We start from the raw sequence: 15362 nt of genomic DNA on the forward strand, positions 1-15362 counted from the left end.
AGCCGCGGCGCCTATGCCGCGGCAGGAGCCGGTGCGGCTGCTTCGCGTCGGCGCAGCTCGCGCCGCAGCAGCCACAGGCTCAGCAGCATCTGCAAGGTCACCGTCGCCACCGACAGGTACCAGACGTGGCGCAGTTCGAATCCTGCCCGCGTCGACATCCAGAAAGCCGGCAACGCGAACGTGAGCAGGCGCGTCGTGCTCGAATACAGCGGCGGCAGGGTATTGCCGAGCGCCTGGAACATGCCCGAACAGCTGAAGATGATGCCCTGCGCGACGAAGTTCCAGGAAATGATGCGCAGGTAGTCCGCGCCGACCGCGATCACCGGCGGATCGCTCGTGAAGACGCGCAGGAGCAGTTCCGGTTGCCAGTGGCAGAACAGGGTCAGCAGCAGCATGATGCCGCTGCCGAGCAGGGCAGCGTGGCGGAACGTCTCGCGCACGCGTTCGAGCCTGCCGCCACCGACGTTCTGCCCGGCCAGCGGCGCGACCGCGAACGCGACCGCCATCGCCGGCAGGAAGATCGCCTGCATCACGCGCGAGCCGACGCCGAAACCGGCCTGCGCTTCGGCGCCGAACGGGCGGATCACGAGATAGATCACGCCGAGGAATACGAACAGCACCGCGAACTCGCCGCCCGGCGGCAGGCCGATGCGCAGGATGCGTTTCCAGGTTGCGAAATGCAGTCGCAACTGGGCGGCGTCGTAGCGCACGTATTTTTCGAGGCGACCGAAGTACAAGATCATCATGACCACGCCGACCGCGATCGAGATCGAGCTCGCAAGTCCGGCGCCGGCGACGCCGAGCGGATGGCCGGTGAGCCAGCCGGCGATCAGGATCGGCGCGAGCAGGGCGTTCAGCAGCACGGTCAGCACCTGCACGATCATGCCGGGCTTGGCGATGCCGGTGCCGCGCAGCGCGGAACCCATCGCGACCAGGGCGAACTGCAACGCCATGCCGGGCAGGAACCAGTACAGGTAGGTCGTGCCGGCCGCGCTGGTCGCCGCATCCGCGCCGAGTGCACGCGTGTACGGGCCCGCCGTGGCGTAGCCGACGACGAAGGTGATGAGGATGCAGGCGAGCGAGATCAGCAGGCTCTGGTTGAACACGAGGTTCGCGTCGGCCTGGTCCTTGCGCCCGACCGCCTGCGCGATGAGTGCCATCGTGCCGACGCCGAGAACCTGGGTCAGCGCCATGATGATGAACTGCAGGTTGCCGGCGGTGCTGACGCCGGCGATCGCCGCGTCGCCGAGGCGCGCGACGAAGTAGAGGTCGACCAGCACGTACAGCGTCTGGAACATCATGCCGATCGCGATCGGCGCGGCGAGCTTCAGCAGGTGGCGGAAGACGGAACCCTGGGTCAGGTCCTGCATGGTGGCGATCTCGCGCGGGCGGGGCGGTGCGCATTCTGCGTCGTCATGCGGCGGATGTCTGCATGCGCGTTGCCTGACCGGGGGCGCAACGCGGCGATGCCTTCCCACGTCGAAACGAGGAGCATCGCACCTTCCGGTGCTCCCACAAATGCCCGCGCCATCGACCCGCGTCCGCGAACCCTCCGAGCGTGCAAGGACTTGTTCGCCGAGGTCACCGTGACGTGCGGATGCACCCTGCAAGCGCTTCGGGCGCAACGCGGGCATGCCGACGTTCGCCGGCGATCGGACGATGCCTCGAAAACCGGTCACCTCGTCCCAATCTCCCGAAGAGGCCGCCATCAGGACCCAGCATGATTCCCCTGTCAGTACTCGACCTTGCGCCGGTGTGCGAAGGCAGCGATGCCGCCGCGTCGTTCCGCAATACGCTCGACCTCGCGCGCCACGTCGAGCGTCTCGGCTACCGCCGTTACTGGCTGGCCGAACACCACAACATGCCAGGGATCGCCAGCGCGGCGACCGCGGTACTGATCGGCTACGTCGCCAGTGGCACCTCGACGATCCGCGTCGGCTCCGGTGGCGTAATGCTTCCGAACCACGCGCCGCTGCAGGTGGCCGAGCAATTCGGCACGCTCGCCGCGCTGTATCCGGGGCGCATCGATCTCGGCCTCGGACGCGCTCCCGGTACCGACCATGCGACCGCGCGGGCATTGCGCCGCTATTTCGACAGCGCCGAGGCATTCCCGAACGATGTGGTGGAACTGCTCGGCTACTTCGAACCGGCGCAGCCCGGCCAGGCGGTGCGCGCAGTGCCCGGCGCCGGTATCGAAGTACCGGTCTGGCTGCTCGGTTCCAGCCTGTTCAGCGCCCGCCTCGCCGCCGCGCTCGGCCTCCCGTTCGCGTTCGCCTCGCATTTCGCGCCGGACGCGATGACGCAGGCGCTCGCGCGGTACCGGCAAGAGTTCAAGCCATCGGCGCGGCTGCAGGCTCCGCACGCGATGCTCGCCCTGAATGTCGTCGCTGCCGATACGAACGACGCGGCGCGGCGCCTGTTCACGACCCTGCAGCAGAGTTTCGTCAACCTGCGCCGCGGCAAGCCGGGCCTGGTGCCGCCGCCGATCGACGATATCGAGGCGTACTGGAGCCCGACCGAGAAGATCGGTGTCGAGCAGGCGCTGGCCTGTGCCGTGGTAGGCGACCCGGCGACGGTCGAACGCGGCATTGCGGACTTCGTCGATCGCCACCGTCCGGACGAATTGATGCTCACTGCAAACATCTTCGACCATGCGGCACGACTGCGGTCATTCGAGATCGCGATGGCTGCCGCCGCGGCGGGTGCGCGCTAGCGGGCGGCCGACGTGCCCGACGTCCTGGCGGCAGCAGCGGCGTCTGCCGCGGCCGGGCGTCCGCCGCATGCGCCCGCCATCGGCTACAATGCGCGCCCCCGAAAGTCCGGCAACCCCATGATCGCCTTCCGAAACTTCGCCCTGCGCCGCGGCGAACGCCTGCTCCTGTCCGACATCGACCTGACCCTGCATGCTGGCTCCAAGGTCGGCGTGGTCGGGCGCAACGGCTGCGGCAAGTCGAGCCTGTTCGCGGCGGTGATGGGCGAGGTCGAGCCGGACAAGGGCGATCTCGACCTGCCGAACCGCCTGCGCATCGCGAGCGTCGCGCAGGAAACACCGTCGTTGCCTGATGCGGCGATCGACTTCGTCGTCTCGGGTGACGCCGAGGTGCACGCGATCCTCGAAGCGGAAAAAGCCGCGACCGCAGCGGAGGATTGGGACGCGGTCGCCGCCGCGCACCAGAAGCTCGCCGACATCAACGGCTATGACGCCGAGGCGCGCGCCGGTCGTCTGCTGCACGGCCTCGGTTTCCGCGCCGAGACGCATCGGATGGCGGTCGCCGAATTCTCCGGCGGCTGGCGCGTGCGCCTCAATCTTGCGCGCGCGCTGATGACGCCGTCCGACCTGCTGCTGCTCGACGAGCCGACCAACCACCTCGACCTCGACGCGGTGTTGTGGCTGGAGCAGTGGCTGCAGAAATACCCCGGCATGCTGCTGATGATCTCGCACGACCGCGAGTTCCTCGACGGCCTGTGCACGCACACGCTGCACCTCAACGACCAGCGCGCCAAGCTCTACAGCGGCGACTACACCAGTTTCGAACACCAGCGCTCGGAACACCTGCGCCTGCAGCAGATCGCTTTCGAGAAGGAACAGGCCGAGCGCGCGCACCTGCAGTCGTTCATCGACCGCTTCAAGGCGTCCGCGGCGAAGGCGAAGCAGGCGCAGTCGCGCGTCAAGCGCCTGGCCAAGCTCGCCGGCACCGAGGCGGTGCGCGCGGAGCGGCAGATACGCATCAATTTCACCGAGCCGGCGAAGATCCCGCATTCACTGCTGCGCCTCAACCACGTCGACGCCGGCTACACGTTGCGCGGCGCCACGCACGCCGGTCCTTCCGACCACGCGGTGGTCGAGGACCATGGTCACGCGGTGATCCTCGAGAACGTGAAGTTCGGCCTCGAAGCCGGCGATCGCATCGGCCTGCTCGGGCCGAACGGCGCCGGCAAGTCGACGCTCGTGAAGACCCTGGTCGGCGAACTGCCGCTGCTGTCCGGCGAGCGCACCGCGCACCCGGACATGGTGCTCGGCTATTTCGCGCAGCACACGGTCGAGTCCCTGCACGAAGGGCAGACGCCGATCGACCATTTGCGCGACATCGCGCCGGGCGTCTCGACGCAGGATTTCCGCGACTTCCTCGGGCGCTGGAATTTTCCCGGCGACCGCGCGTTCGAGGTCATCGACGGCTTCTCCGGTGGCGAACGCGCGCGCCTCGCGCTGGCGCTCATCGCTTGGCGCAAGCCGAACGTGCTGCTGCTCGACGAACCGACCAACCACCTGGACCTCGAAATGCGCGAAGCGCTGGCCGAGGCGCTCAGCATCTTCGACGGCGCGATCGTGCTCGTCTCGCACGACCGCCACCTGACCGGTCTCGTCTGCGAGACGTTCTGGCGCGTCGCCGACGGCAAGGTCGAGGAATTCAAGGGCGACCTCGACGAATACGCGGCGTGGCTGCGCGCACGCGGCAGCGGCAGTTCGCCGGACCAGGGCAAGGGCAAGCGCGCCGCGTAGGGCGGTACGCGCAACGCGCGTGCCGCCGCGTTCCTTCGTGATGATGACGGCGGGACTCGCCGCTGCGCGGCTCGACCCGCCCTACGTTCCTGAACCTTTCGGCGCGCAAACCCCGCGCGGCGGTCGCCCGCGTTGCATCCATCTGTGGTCACCGGCGCGCCGCGCCACCACCGACGAATGGAGTTCCGCCATGGCCTGCTTCCCGAAGATCGACCAACCCTGTCCGCTCGGCATCGACGCGCAGCGTCGCATCAACGGCTTCTGCGGCCATTGCAGCAAGACAGTGCACTCGCTCGATGCGATGGGAAATGCCGAACGCCTCGACTTCCTGCGCGCAGCGAGCGGTCCGGTCTGCGTGTCCTATCGCGTGCCGCGCGCGGCGGCGCTCGGCCTCGGCGCGGCTCTCGTGCTGTCGATGGCGGCGCCCATCCACGCCGATCCGGTCGGCGCCGATATCCAGGCATCGCCCGTGGCTGCCGGTGCCGCGACGACCGCGCCGCCACCACCGGAGGAGCCGGTCATGCTCATGGGTGGAGTCAGCGATCCAAAGGCGGCAGCGATGGTCGACGACGAAACCGACGACGTGCCGGAGCTGCCGATCGTGCATGAAGTGGCGGCCGACTGACCGCTTGCGAAGACGAAAAACCCATCGCGGCTGAAGCCGCGCCTTCGGACACGCGATCCGGCCTGGAGTGACCAATGTGGGAGCGCCGCAGGGTGCGATGCCCTTCGGCACCTCAACGGGATGGGCGCCTACGGTGCCGTGGCGATCCCGACCACATCGACGATGCGCAGTTTCGCGATCGTCTCCATCGTGCCGCGCAGGCTGTCGGGCGACCCGTCGCCGATCGCGATCGCAATGTGTGCGGCGTCGAAGTCACCGAGCGCGGCGTCGTAGCTTGTCCACTGGGTGCCGTCCCAGGCCTGCACCCACATGTGTGGTACGAATGCATGCGGTCGATCGAGGAACCGGCTCGCGTACGAAAGTCCCGCGACCACGCGCGTCGGGATGCCCCGCGCACGCGCCGCGGCGGCGAGCAGGACCGCGAATTCGGTGCAGTCGCCGCCGCGTGAGTCGAGCGCCTGGGTCGCACTCCGGTAGCTCGTGAAATCGATCGCACCGGTCATGTGCTTCTGCACCGCGAGGACCAGCGAATGCATGCGTGCATCGACCGATCGGCCTTTCGCCGTGTGCGCGAACGCGACGACGTGGCGGTCGCGGCTCTGCACCCACGCGTTCGGTTCGCGATAGCGTTCCAGCTGCGCCGGATCCGGTGGTGCCTCGCGTCCACAGTCGCCGCAGATCGTCAGTTCGATGGTGTCGCCATGCCGCTCGACGTGCTGCTCGGCAGTCTCCGGCCACGCCCATTCGCCGTCGCGCAGTTGCACCTGGTAGCGGATCTTGCCCGCGCGTGCCGTGTCCGGGATCCGGTAGGGCGACCTGACCAGCAGGGTTCGCAGTTGCTGCTCGATCGCTGCCGTGCCGGTGCGGTCGTCGGCACCGGCATGCGCGGCGAGCAGCAGGGCGGCGACGAAGGTGGGTGCAGGACGACGGATCACGGCGGATGTCGGAAGCGGTAAAGTACACAAGACTGCCACAAGATGGTTGGCCGCACCGATGAGCACACGCAATCCGCCACTCGACCACGCCAGGCTTGACCGCATCGTCGCCGAAGCGCGCCGCGCGACCGAACAGCGCGAGCTTGGCTATCGCGAACGTGCCCTGAAGATGTATCCGTGGATATGCGGGCGCTGCGGTCGCGAGTTCAACCGCTCGAACCTGCAGGAGTTGACCGTCCACCACCGCAACCACGATCACGACTTCAACCCGCCCGACGGCAGCAATTGGGAGCTGCTCTGCGTGTACTGCCACGACAACGAGCATTCGCGCCACATCGACCACGTGCGCGGTGCCGGCTACGACGACGAAGCGGTCGCCGCGCCCGCGACCGGCAATCCATTCGCCGATCTCAAGGCGATGATGGCGCGAAAGCGCGAATCATGACGGTTGCGTCGCGCGTCGCGATGGTGGCGAAGGCGTGAGCGTGTCCGATATCGAAGCGGTGCTTGAGGCGTTGTTCCTGCCTCTCTCCAGCCCCGTCATCGATGCATCGGCGTCGCAGCGTGGCGTGTTCCTGCGCGCGCGCGCGGGGAGCTGGCTGCGACGCTGGCCGGGCATGACCTGCGTGCAGACGTTCAAGCCGTTCGCCGACGAACTCGTGCGCGCCGGTGCATCGCTCGCGGCGCCGGGCGACGGCAGCGGCCTCGTGCTCCTGTTGCCGCCACGCCAACGCGACGAGGCGCGCGCGCTGTTCGCGCAGGCGGTACGGCTGGCGGGGAATGGCGGGATCGTCGTCGCCTGCCAACCGAACAACGAGGGCGCACGCTCCGGCGAGGCCGACCTCGCCCGGCTCGTCGGAAACGTCCAGAGCCTGTCCAAGCACAAATGCCGCGTGTACTGGAGCCGCATCGACGTGGCGCGGGTCGACAACGCGCTGCTCGACGAATGGCAGGCACTCGACGCGCCGCGCCCGATCGCCGGAGGGAACTGGCTGAGCCGACCGGGCCTGTTCGCCTGGGATCGCGTCGACGCGGCATCGGCCTTGCTGGTCGAACACCTGCCGCGTGACCTGCGCGGCCGCGTCGCCGACCTCGGAGCGGGCTACGGCTTCCTCGCGGCGGAAGTCGTGCGCCGCTGCGCCGCCGTCGAGGCGATCGATCTGTACGAAGCGGAGCAGCGCGCCGAGGAACCCGCGCGCGCGAACCTCGAGCGTGCCTGTCGCGACACGGGGCGCGACGTCGCGTTCACGTTCCGCTGGCACGACGTGACGCGCGGCCTTGGGGATCGCTACGATGCGATCGTCAGCAATCCGCCATTCCATCAAGGCCGCGCGGACCAGCCCGAACTCGGTCGCGCGTTCATCGAGGTGGCGGCCGATGCATTGCAGTCGAGCGGCGTGCTGTGGCTGGTCGCGAACCGCCACCTCGCCTACGAGGCGACGCTCGCGGCGCACTTCGAGGCGGTGCGGATCGTCGAGGTGCGCGACGGCTTCAAGGTGATCGAGGCGAGGAATCCGAAACGATGAAACTGGTCAAGCTGCTCGCCAACCTCGGCTATGGCAGCCGCAAGGAAGTGACGTGGATGTTTCGCGAAGGGCGCATTACCGATGCCGCCGGCGAGGTGCTGTACGCCGATGACAAGATCGAGCATGGCGATGTCCGGGTCGATGGCGAGCCGCTCGATCCGCCGCAGGGACTCGTGCTGATGATGCACAAGCCCGCCGGCCACACCTGTTCCACCAAGGACTCCGGTCGCATCGTCTACGACCTGCTGCCGCCGCGCTGGCGTTCGCGCAGTCCCGCGCTGTCGACGGTCGGAAGGCTCGATCGGGACACCTCGGGGCTGCTGCTGTGGACCGACGACGGGGCGCTGCTGCACCGGATCATCTCGCCGCGCTCGAACATCGTGAAGGTGTACGAGGCCACGCTCGCGCAGGACCTGCGCGGCGACGAGGGCGCGCTGTTCGCGAGCGGCACGCTCATGCTTGACGGCGAAACCACGCCGCTCGCACCGGCGCAACTCGAAGTGCTCGGCCCGCGTCGCGCGCGCCTCGCGATCGGCGAAGGCCGCTACCACCAGGTGCGGCGCATGTTCGTCGCCGCCGGCAACCACGTCGAAACCCTGCGCCGCGACACCGTCGGCGGGCTTGTCCTTGGAAATCTGCCGGTCGGCGAGTGGCGCGCACTCGGCGCGGACGAAGTCGCTGCGATCTTCGCAATGGCCTGATTTGCGGCAGGGCGGACTCGAGCCGGCCAAATTGCCTGCCCGAAATCCGACACAAGCGGCCAGCACCTCGCCGCGATTGCGACACGCGTTCCCCATCCGCGCCTGTTCGAATGAACCTGCACGATCGAACGCCGGGGGGCTGCGATCGCAAAACCCCGGATCGACGTGCAGGGAGTCCACGGGCGTGGCCTCCCTGATCGAATCATCCGTGCCTCGGGGGCCATGTGTCGGACCGTCTGCGTGTCTTGAAGGAAGCGTCTCGCAATCTGCTCAGTACCAGAATCATCGTTCTCGGCGTCGTTGCCGCCTGCGTGTGGACGGTGTATCGCCACCCGCCGGTCGAATCGATCGCGCGCCAGGAAGTCGGCATTCGCCTGAACCGGTTGAGCGGCACCACCACCCGCCTCGGTGAAGGCATCGCGCTCGCGCTGCCGGGCATCCACGAGATCCGCCGCTACTCGCTGCAGGACCAGACCTACGCGCCGACGCGCAGCAGCAAGGCCGATGGCGAAGCGCCGTTCCAGTCGTCCGAGGGCCTCTCGCTCGGGGTCGAACTGTCGATCCGTTACGCGCTCGACTCCGACACGCTGGCGAGCGTGGCCGGCAAGTTGCCGGCCGACATCAACGGCGAGGTGGTCGAGCCGCTGGTGCAGGGTGTCATCTACAAGGTGTTCACGCGCTACACGGTGCGCGAGATCTTCTCGACCAAGCGGCAGGAGCTGCAGGACGTGATCGAGGCCGAGCTGAAGCCGCTGCTGGCGACCGATGGCGTCGTCCTGCGCCACGTGACGATGGGTAATGTCGACCTGCCGCCGGATTACCGTGCCGGCATGGACAAGCTGCTCGCGGTGGAGCTGGAAACCGAGCAGATGCAGTACACGCTGCAGCTCAAGGAAAAGCAGGTCAAGCAATCCGAGCTGGAGGCCGACGCGGAGAAGGTCAAGCGCGAGAAGGCGGCCGAGGCGAGTGCGAACGAGCAGATCATCGCGGCGAAGGCGCAGGAAGAAGCGATGAAGCACGTGATCCCGTTCAAGCAGAAGCAGATCGAGCAGCGCCAGCTCGAAGCCGATGCCGAGAAGGCGTCGCGCATCCGGACAGCGGAAGGTACCGCGGAAGCGCGCCGCATCGAGGCGGCCGGTGAAGCCGATTCGCGCCGCAAGCTTGCCGACGCCGATGCGTATCGCAACGAGCAGATCGGCAAGGTCGCGAGCACCCAGCTCGAACGCGATGGCGAGCTCATCACGAAGCACCCGTTGCTGATCCAGAAGACGATCGCGGACAAGCTGTCGGACAAGATCTCGGTGATCATCGCGCCGCCGCCGGCGGACGGCGGTTTCATCGGCGCGAACCTGATCGGTGGCGCCAAGGCGCAGGCCGTCGCGCAGGGCGGGGAGTGATGCGCATGAAACGTTTCTTCGCAATCGCCTGCGTGTGCGGCGCCTTCGCCGCCCAGGCCGCGGAACCCGTCGCACCGGTGCAACCGAATCCGAGCGTGATCGTCGTGATCGACCAGGCCGCGTTGCGCGCGGCGCCGCGCGAATCGGCGCAGCAGCAGGTCGTGCTGTGGCAGGGCGACAGCCTCGAAGTGCGCGGGCGCAAGATGGACTACCTGCAGGTCTACGACCACCGGCGCGAGCGCGCCGGTTACGTGCGCGCGAGCCAGGTACGCCCACTCTCGCTGCAGCCGCAGGACGCGACCGACCTGCTCGCCGTGGTGCGTTTCCTGCGCGACACGCCCGGCGCGGAAGCGCTCGGCATCGGCTACACCGCGGCCTATCTGCGCGCGGCGCCCGCCAAGGACATCGGCGCCGAGGCTTTCGATGCGCTCGGCACGATGGCCGAACGCCTCGCGCGGCGCGCCTCGTCGAACCGCAGCAAGGCGAATGACGCGGTCATCGCGGCGCATCTCGAGGTCGTCGCCGGCTACGGCGTGGCGGTGCGCAGCCTCGAACATGACGGCCGCGTGCAGGTCTGCTACGACGGCGACGCGTTCCGCCGCGTGCTCGCACTGCCGGCGAGTGCCGAGCAGAAGGCGCGTGCGGCGCTGGCGCTGACCCGCCAGGACTGCATCGATCCGGAACTGACGCCGTTCGACCGCGCGGCGCTAGATGCCTGGCGCGCCGACGTGCTCGACCGCATGCCGCGCACCGATCTGCCGGAATTCCTCAGGAACCGCGTGCGCATGCGCACTGCCGCGGTGTGGTCGAGCCTCGCGTTCGAGCGCACGCGTCGCGGCGAACCGGCCGCGGAAGCGGCGGCGCGCGCGCTGCAGGAACTGACCGGCGTCAACCGGCAGGAACTCTCCGAAGACGATGCCTATGCCTACAGCGACGCCGCGGTGCGCGTCGGCGCGATCCGCTGGGCTGCCGAACCGGGGCCCGCGCATGCACCGGTCGGTCTCGCGGTAGTGACCGCGCCGGGCCAGCCGGGCGAGACCTGCATCCAGCTCGTCGATGCGAAGCACGCCGGGAATTCCCCGCTGCTGCAACGCTGCACCTACGGCACCGTGTGGGCGAACTCGGCGCGCGCGAACGCGCCCGGCACCGCACTCGCGCTCGCGGTGCAGCCGCTCGACGGCTGGCGCGAGATGTGGGTGTTCCATCGCAGCGCCGATGGCTGGACGGTCGACGTCGTGCCACCCGCCGGCGATGCACCCGACATCGGCTACGTTGAATTCGCCGGCTGGGTACCTGGTGGTCGGAAGATGCTCGCTGCGCGCGAAGTGCGCAGCGCCGGCAGGTTCAACCAGACGTTCGAGGTGCTCGACCTCGAGACCCTCGCGGTCGAGAAGCACGCCGACAAGCCCGCTTCGCTGAGCCTGTTCTACCGCTGGCAGGATCCGGCATGGAAAGGACAGACGGTGAGCCTCCGCTGAGGTCGCGGGTGCGCGTTCATGGCGCGCTTGGGCGACCCGCTGGGCAGCGTGCGGCACACTTGGCGGACGGCCACCGCATCCGCCGGGGCAAGCGCGAGCGCGAACGTCGTTGCGGTGAGGCGAGGCTGCACGGCATGCCTGCGCGTCATTCGGCGAGCCGCGTGCGCAGGCCGAGTACGCCTTCCTTCCACGCGTCGAACTCGTCGCCTTCCTGCCACAGCTCGACCAGTTCGGAGGGCTCGGCGAGTACGCGATCGATCGCGCGGATCGCCATCGCGACGAGATTCGCGTCGGGTTGCAGTTTCACGGCTTCAACCCACTCGTCGAGTGGCTCGGAATAGGTCGAGCGCACCCCCCAGCGCCCGCGCAGGCGCGCGACGCCCTCGGCGGCGGCGAGCGCCTCTTCGGCGTCGGGCGCTTCAAGGTAGCGGTCCCGGATCTCAATGACGCGCTCCAGGGTCTTCTCGATGTATTGCGTGTCCGGAAGATCCTCGAGACCGAACGCCCAATCGGCGGCGGTGTCGTTGTCGAAGATGCCAGGGCCCCAGGTACCCATGCGGATGCTCCCTCAGTCGCGGAAGTTGTCGAACTGCAACGGCACCTCGAACTCGCTCTTGCGCAGCAGGGCGATCGCGGTCTGCAGGTCGTCGCGCTTCTTGCCGGTCACGCGCAGCTTCTCGCCGTTGATCTGTGTCTCGACCTTGAGCTTGGCGGCCTTGATCGCGGCGATGATCTTTTTCGCCATCGGCTGTTCGAGCCCCTGCTTGACCGTGATCTTCTGCTTCGCGGTCGCGAGGTTGATTTCCGGCTCGGCGACGTCGAGGCAGCGCACGTCGATGCTGCGCGCTGTCAGCCGCGTGCGCAGGATGTCCTGCATCTGCTTGAGCTGGAAATCGCTCGGCGCGGTCGCGGTGATGACGTAGCCGTCGAGCGTGAAGGTGGCGTCGCTGCCCTTGAAGTCGAAGCGGTTCGACAGCTCTCGGTTGGCCTGGTCGACCGCGTTCATGAGTTCGTGCTTGTCGACTTCGGAGACGATATCGAACGAGGGCATGGCTTTCGATCCGTGGCGAAACATGGATTGTAGCCGCAGGACCGAAAGCTGGCGGAGACCCGGTTCCTGACATCCAGCTGACCGACGTTTCGCGGATCCCGGTCATGTTCAGCCGCGTTGTCGCCCAATGACGGCTTCCAAGCCAATGGAGCCTCCGATGAAGATCCTTTCCCTTGCGATTGCCGCCGTCCTGATCGCCGCGCCGTTCGCCCAAGCCAGTGCGTCGGATGCGGATTTCGTCACCAAGGCCGCGCAGGCGGGCCTCGCGGAAGTGGCGCTCGGGAACGACGCGAGCGCCATGGGCACGAGCGACTCGGTGAAGCATTTCGGCCAGCTCATGGCGACCGACCACTCGGCCGCGAACGAGAAACTCAAGGCCGCGGCGGCCAGCGGCGGATTCAAGGTCGCGCAGGAGCCTTCCGCGGAACAAAAGTCAACCGAGATGGAACTCAAGGCGATGTCGGGAGCCGCTTTCGACAAGGCCTATGCCGCGCAAGCAGTGAAGGACCACCAGGGTGCGGTCGAGCTGTTTGAGGACGAAGCGAAAGCGGGCAAGGACGCAAGCCTCAAGGCATTCGCGAATGCGACGCTGCCGACGTTGAAGGAGCATCTGAAGATGGCCGAGGATCTCGCCGCATCCACCGGCAAGTGAACGGAAGCGGCAAGCGCCCGCCAGCCACTGTGGTTGAGTGAGGAGAAGCGTGATGACGCGTCATGCAGCCATTACGGGGGCTCACAGGACGCAGGACAAGCATCCGGATTCCGTGTTGCCCGATGACGATACCGCGCGGGACGAGGAGTCGACGCCGCTCGACCACACGACCAACGAGGGCGTCGAGGATGCTTCGCAGCCCGAGCCCGCGATGGACACCATGCCGCTCCGGCGGCGCACGCGCTGATGCCTGCGCGGCGCCGTCTGCGGAAGCCCGTCAGGCCTTGCGCGCGAAGAACTTCCTGATCGCAGCGCCTGCGCCGAGGACGGCGATCGCGATCAGCTTGAAGAACTTGGCGAAGAACGCGGCGCCGAGTGCGAGCAGGCCGAGCTTCTTCGCAGCGACGCCGCCGACCAGCGCTGCGAGGCCGTAGGCGGCGACCTTGTCGCTGGAAGCATCGTAGTCGGCGTACCGCTTGCCGTCGTTGAAAGTCACCGCGGCGAGCAGGTTGCGCGCGACCGGCTTCTGCGCCTCGATCTTCGACGACGACGTGATCAGGTCGAGCGAGACATAGCCCTCGCGACCGAGTACGTAGGTGTTGTAGTTGACCGTGTTGTCGGCGTCGGCAGCGGCACCCTTGTCGCGACCCTCGACTGACCAGACCAACCGCTGGGTGGCGGCGTCGTAGGCCGGCGGCTCGATCCAGCGAGTGACCTCGAGTGCGGGGATGCCCAGGCGCACGCGGTTCTCGTTCGCCGCTTCGGTCCCGTCCTTGAGATTCTGCAGCAGTTCGTCGGCGTTCCAGTTCTTCGCGTCCTCGTCCTTGATGTAGCCGGCCGGGTCGTAGTCGACCGAAACCATCCAGTCCTCGGCATCGTCCTCGCCGGCATGCGGCGGCAGGATGAGGCCGACGAAGTTACCGCTTTCGCTGTTGCCCATCGCCTCCATCAGCTGGGTCGCCTCGCGCGTCGGCACGAAGCCGTAGCCCGGCGGCAGATGCAGCGTGGCCTGGTCGCGCAGCGCGATCGTCTTCGGTCCGATCTGCATCGCCTTGCTGGCGATCTGCCATGGGTTCGGGCTCCCGTCCTGCGCCGATTCGTCGCCGTCCTGCGCAAAGGCCGGCAGGGCGATCAGGCAGGCCGTGGCAAGGATCAAGGCAAGGCGCTTCCAGCGCAGGCTACGCATGTGTCGAACTCCCCAGGTTGTTGGCCGCGGACGCGGCGAGGGCAGGCAGCGAACGGTCCCATTCCCGGCGGGGATTCTACATGGGTGCGTTGCGCCGGCAGCCGTCGACGGGGACTTTGTGGAGACCTTCGCGCCCCGTCATGGAAACGGCGCCAGCATCGGCGACAATGCGACGTGCGCCCTGCAATCCTCACCCTCGCCCTCGCCCTTCTCGTCGCGTCCGTCCACGCGGTCGCCGAGCCGCGCTCGCGGGCGGTACAGCAGGGCGACCTCACCTATCGCGTCGTCGACCTCGACCTCGCCAGCGACCATCTTGAGCTGCACTGGAAGGACGATGCGGGGCAGCCGCTCGCCGGCATCGATCGCCTGCGTGACTGGGGTGCGGCGCGCGGCCACACCCTCCTGTTCGCGGCCAATGCGGGCATCTACGACCGTGAATACCGGCCGCTCGGGCTGCATGTCGAGGAGGGCATCGCATTGCGGCCGCTGAACACCACGCGCGCGGGCAGCGGCCACGGCAATTTCGCGATGCAGCCGAACGGCGTTTTCTACGTCGACCAGAACGACCGTGCCGGCGTGACGACGACGGATCGCTGGCGCGAACGTGGGCAGCGTGCGCGCATCGCGAGCCAGTCGGGTCCGATGCTGGTGGTGGACGGCGAGATCAACCGCGCATTCGACGCGCAATCGGACAGCCTGAAATGGCGCAGCGGCGTGTGCGCCCCGACACCCTCACGCGTCGTGTTCGCGGTCAGCGAAGTGCCGGTGTCGTTCCACGCGTTCGCGCGCCTGTTCCGCGACACGCTTGGCTGCCGCGACGCGCTCTACCTGGACGGCACCCTGTCGCGCCTGTGGACGCGCAGCGAAGGCTACGCCGGCGCGGCGGCGATGATGGTCAAGCCGTATGCGGGGATGTTCGCGGTGTTCGAGACCGCTCCCGCCAGCCCCTGACGCCGGCCGTCGACACCGCGGTACGGGTCGACGGCTGCGTCGCCAACGAGGGACGGCCAGGTTCAGCGGCCCTTGGCGGCCTTCTTTTCCTTCTTTTCCGCGCGCTTTTCCTTCATCGTCTTCTCGGGTTTCTTCTTGTCGCTCTTCTTCTGGTCAAGGCCCTTGCTCATGCGACGCTCCTCGGATTGATCGAACGTGCGGGGCGATGTGCCGCGCACGGGGCTCCATCCTGCGAAATTCTGCGGGGAAGTCAATCAGGCGCTGCCACCTTAGGCGCTGGGTGCGAACGGTCAGCACCACGCCCATCGCGGAAGGCAGCGCGGCGTGATGGCGATTGCGCGCCCACTTGTCGCAGTGCA

At 67.9% G+C, this 15362-nt stretch carries 15 protein-coding genes and 1 pseudogene; 11 read left to right on the plus strand and 5 right to left on the minus strand.

Going from position 1 to position 15362, the window contains the following annotated elements; all coding sequences use genetic code 11:
* Positions 1 to 11 precede the first annotated feature (11 nt).
* On the minus strand, positions 12 to 1370 hold the full coding sequence (locus tag ACILRJ_RS12815) for an MATE family efflux transporter (RefSeq protein WP_395683588.1): 1359 nt from the start codon (positions 1368 to 1370) through the stop codon (positions 12 to 14).
* Positions 1371 to 1720: 350 nt separating this feature from the next.
* Between ACILRJ_RS12815 and ACILRJ_RS12820 the strand changes: the two genes are divergently transcribed.
* From ACILRJ_RS12820 to ACILRJ_RS12830, 3 genes and pseudogenes are all read left to right on the plus strand, one after another.
* Positions 1721 to 2713 (plus strand): LLM class flavin-dependent oxidoreductase, encoded by a 993-nt coding sequence (locus ACILRJ_RS12820; RefSeq protein ID WP_395683589.1) that lies wholly within the window; start codon positions 1721 to 1723, stop codon positions 2711 to 2713.
* A gap of 117 nt (positions 2714 to 2830) precedes the next feature.
* A pseudogene (abc-f, locus tag ACILRJ_RS12825) lies at positions 2831 to 4477 on the plus strand (ribosomal protection-like ABC-F family protein); the annotation flags it as partial.
* Between the two features lie 214 nt (positions 4478 to 4691).
* Positions 4692 to 5126, plus strand: coding sequence for a hypothetical protein (locus ACILRJ_RS12830; protein ID WP_395683590.1), 435 nt, complete (start codon positions 4692 to 4694; stop codon positions 5124 to 5126).
* 128 nt (positions 5127 to 5254) lie between these two features.
* Here ACILRJ_RS12830 and ACILRJ_RS12835 read toward each other — a convergent pair whose 3' ends face one another.
* Complete coding sequence (locus ACILRJ_RS12835) at positions 5255 to 6061, minus strand: transglutaminase domain-containing protein (protein ID WP_395683591.1); 807 nt, start codon at positions 6059 to 6061, stop codon at positions 5255 to 5257.
* A gap of 58 nt (positions 6062 to 6119) precedes the next feature.
* Here ACILRJ_RS12835 and ACILRJ_RS12840 point away from each other — a divergent pair, with 58 nt between their 5' ends.
* The 5 genes from ACILRJ_RS12840 to ACILRJ_RS12860 all read left to right on the plus strand — a co-directional run bounded on the left by ACILRJ_RS12840 (position 6120) and on the right by ACILRJ_RS12860 (position 11163).
* A complete protein-coding gene (locus ACILRJ_RS12840; protein WP_395683592.1) occupies positions 6120 to 6506 on the plus strand; it encodes a YajD family HNH nuclease in 387 nt (128 codons plus the stop codon).
* A gap of 34 nt (positions 6507 to 6540) precedes the next feature.
* Positions 6541 to 7587, plus strand: coding sequence for a class I SAM-dependent methyltransferase (locus ACILRJ_RS12845; RefSeq protein ID WP_395683593.1), 1047 nt, complete (start codon positions 6541 to 6543; stop codon positions 7585 to 7587).
* A complete protein-coding gene (locus tag ACILRJ_RS12850) occupies positions 7584 to 8288 on the plus strand; it encodes a pseudouridine synthase (protein WP_395683594.1) in 705 nt (234 codons plus the stop codon). The genes ACILRJ_RS12845 and ACILRJ_RS12850 overlap by 4 nt, the downstream gene beginning before the upstream one ends.
* Before the next feature lie 245 nt (positions 8289 to 8533).
* Positions 8534 to 9685: an SPFH domain-containing protein gene (locus ACILRJ_RS12855; protein WP_395683595.1), complete on the plus strand. Its 1152-nt coding sequence runs from the start codon at positions 8534 to 8536 to the stop codon at positions 9683 to 9685.
* Between the two features lie 5 nt (positions 9686 to 9690).
* The gene (locus tag ACILRJ_RS12860; RefSeq protein ID WP_395683596.1) at positions 9691 to 11163 is read left to right on the plus strand and encodes a hypothetical protein; all 1473 of its coding nucleotides are present in this window, start codon (positions 9691 to 9693) and stop codon (positions 11161 to 11163) included.
* A gap of 145 nt (positions 11164 to 11308) precedes the next feature.
* Here ACILRJ_RS12860 and ACILRJ_RS12865 read toward each other — a convergent pair whose 3' ends face one another.
* Together ACILRJ_RS12865 and ACILRJ_RS12870 are read right to left on the minus strand one after the other, a co-directional pair.
* Positions 11309 to 11719, minus strand: a complete 411-nt coding sequence (locus ACILRJ_RS12865) for a DUF4259 domain-containing protein (protein WP_395683597.1) — start codon at positions 11717 to 11719, stop codon at positions 11309 to 11311.
* A 12-nt stretch (positions 11720 to 11731) separates the two neighbouring features.
* Positions 11732 to 12214: a YajQ family cyclic di-GMP-binding protein gene (locus ACILRJ_RS12870; protein ID WP_395683598.1), complete on the minus strand. Its 483-nt coding sequence runs from the start codon at positions 12212 to 12214 to the stop codon at positions 11732 to 11734.
* Positions 12215 to 12371: 157 nt separating this feature from the next.
* Here ACILRJ_RS12870 and ACILRJ_RS12875 point away from each other — a divergent pair, with 157 nt between their 5' ends.
* Together ACILRJ_RS12875 and ACILRJ_RS12880 are read left to right on the plus strand one after the other, a co-directional pair.
* Positions 12372 to 12866, plus strand: coding sequence for a DUF4142 domain-containing protein (locus ACILRJ_RS12875; RefSeq protein WP_395683599.1), 495 nt, complete (start codon positions 12372 to 12374; stop codon positions 12864 to 12866).
* 52 nt (positions 12867 to 12918) lie between these two features.
* Positions 12919 to 13113, plus strand: coding sequence for a hypothetical protein (locus ACILRJ_RS12880; protein WP_395683600.1), 195 nt, complete (start codon positions 12919 to 12921; stop codon positions 13111 to 13113).
* A gap of 30 nt (positions 13114 to 13143) precedes the next feature.
* On the opposite strand, the gene ACILRJ_RS12885 is transcribed toward ACILRJ_RS12880, so the two are convergent.
* Entirely contained in the window at positions 13144 to 14052 is a 909-nt protein-coding gene (locus ACILRJ_RS12885) for a DUF2167 domain-containing protein (protein WP_395683601.1), read from the minus strand.
* Positions 14053 to 14226: 174 nt separating this feature from the next.
* On the opposite strand from ACILRJ_RS12885, the gene ACILRJ_RS12890 reads away from it, so the two are divergent.
* Entirely contained in the window at positions 14227 to 15003 is a 777-nt protein-coding gene (locus ACILRJ_RS12890; protein WP_395683602.1) for a phosphodiester glycosidase family protein, read from the plus strand.
* Positions 15004 to 15362: the final 359 nt, after the last annotated feature.

It is taken from the genome of Dokdonella sp. (assembly GCF_044227025.1).
Classification (GTDB): Bacteria; Pseudomonadota; Gammaproteobacteria; order Xanthomonadales; family Rhodanobacteraceae; genus Dokdonella_A.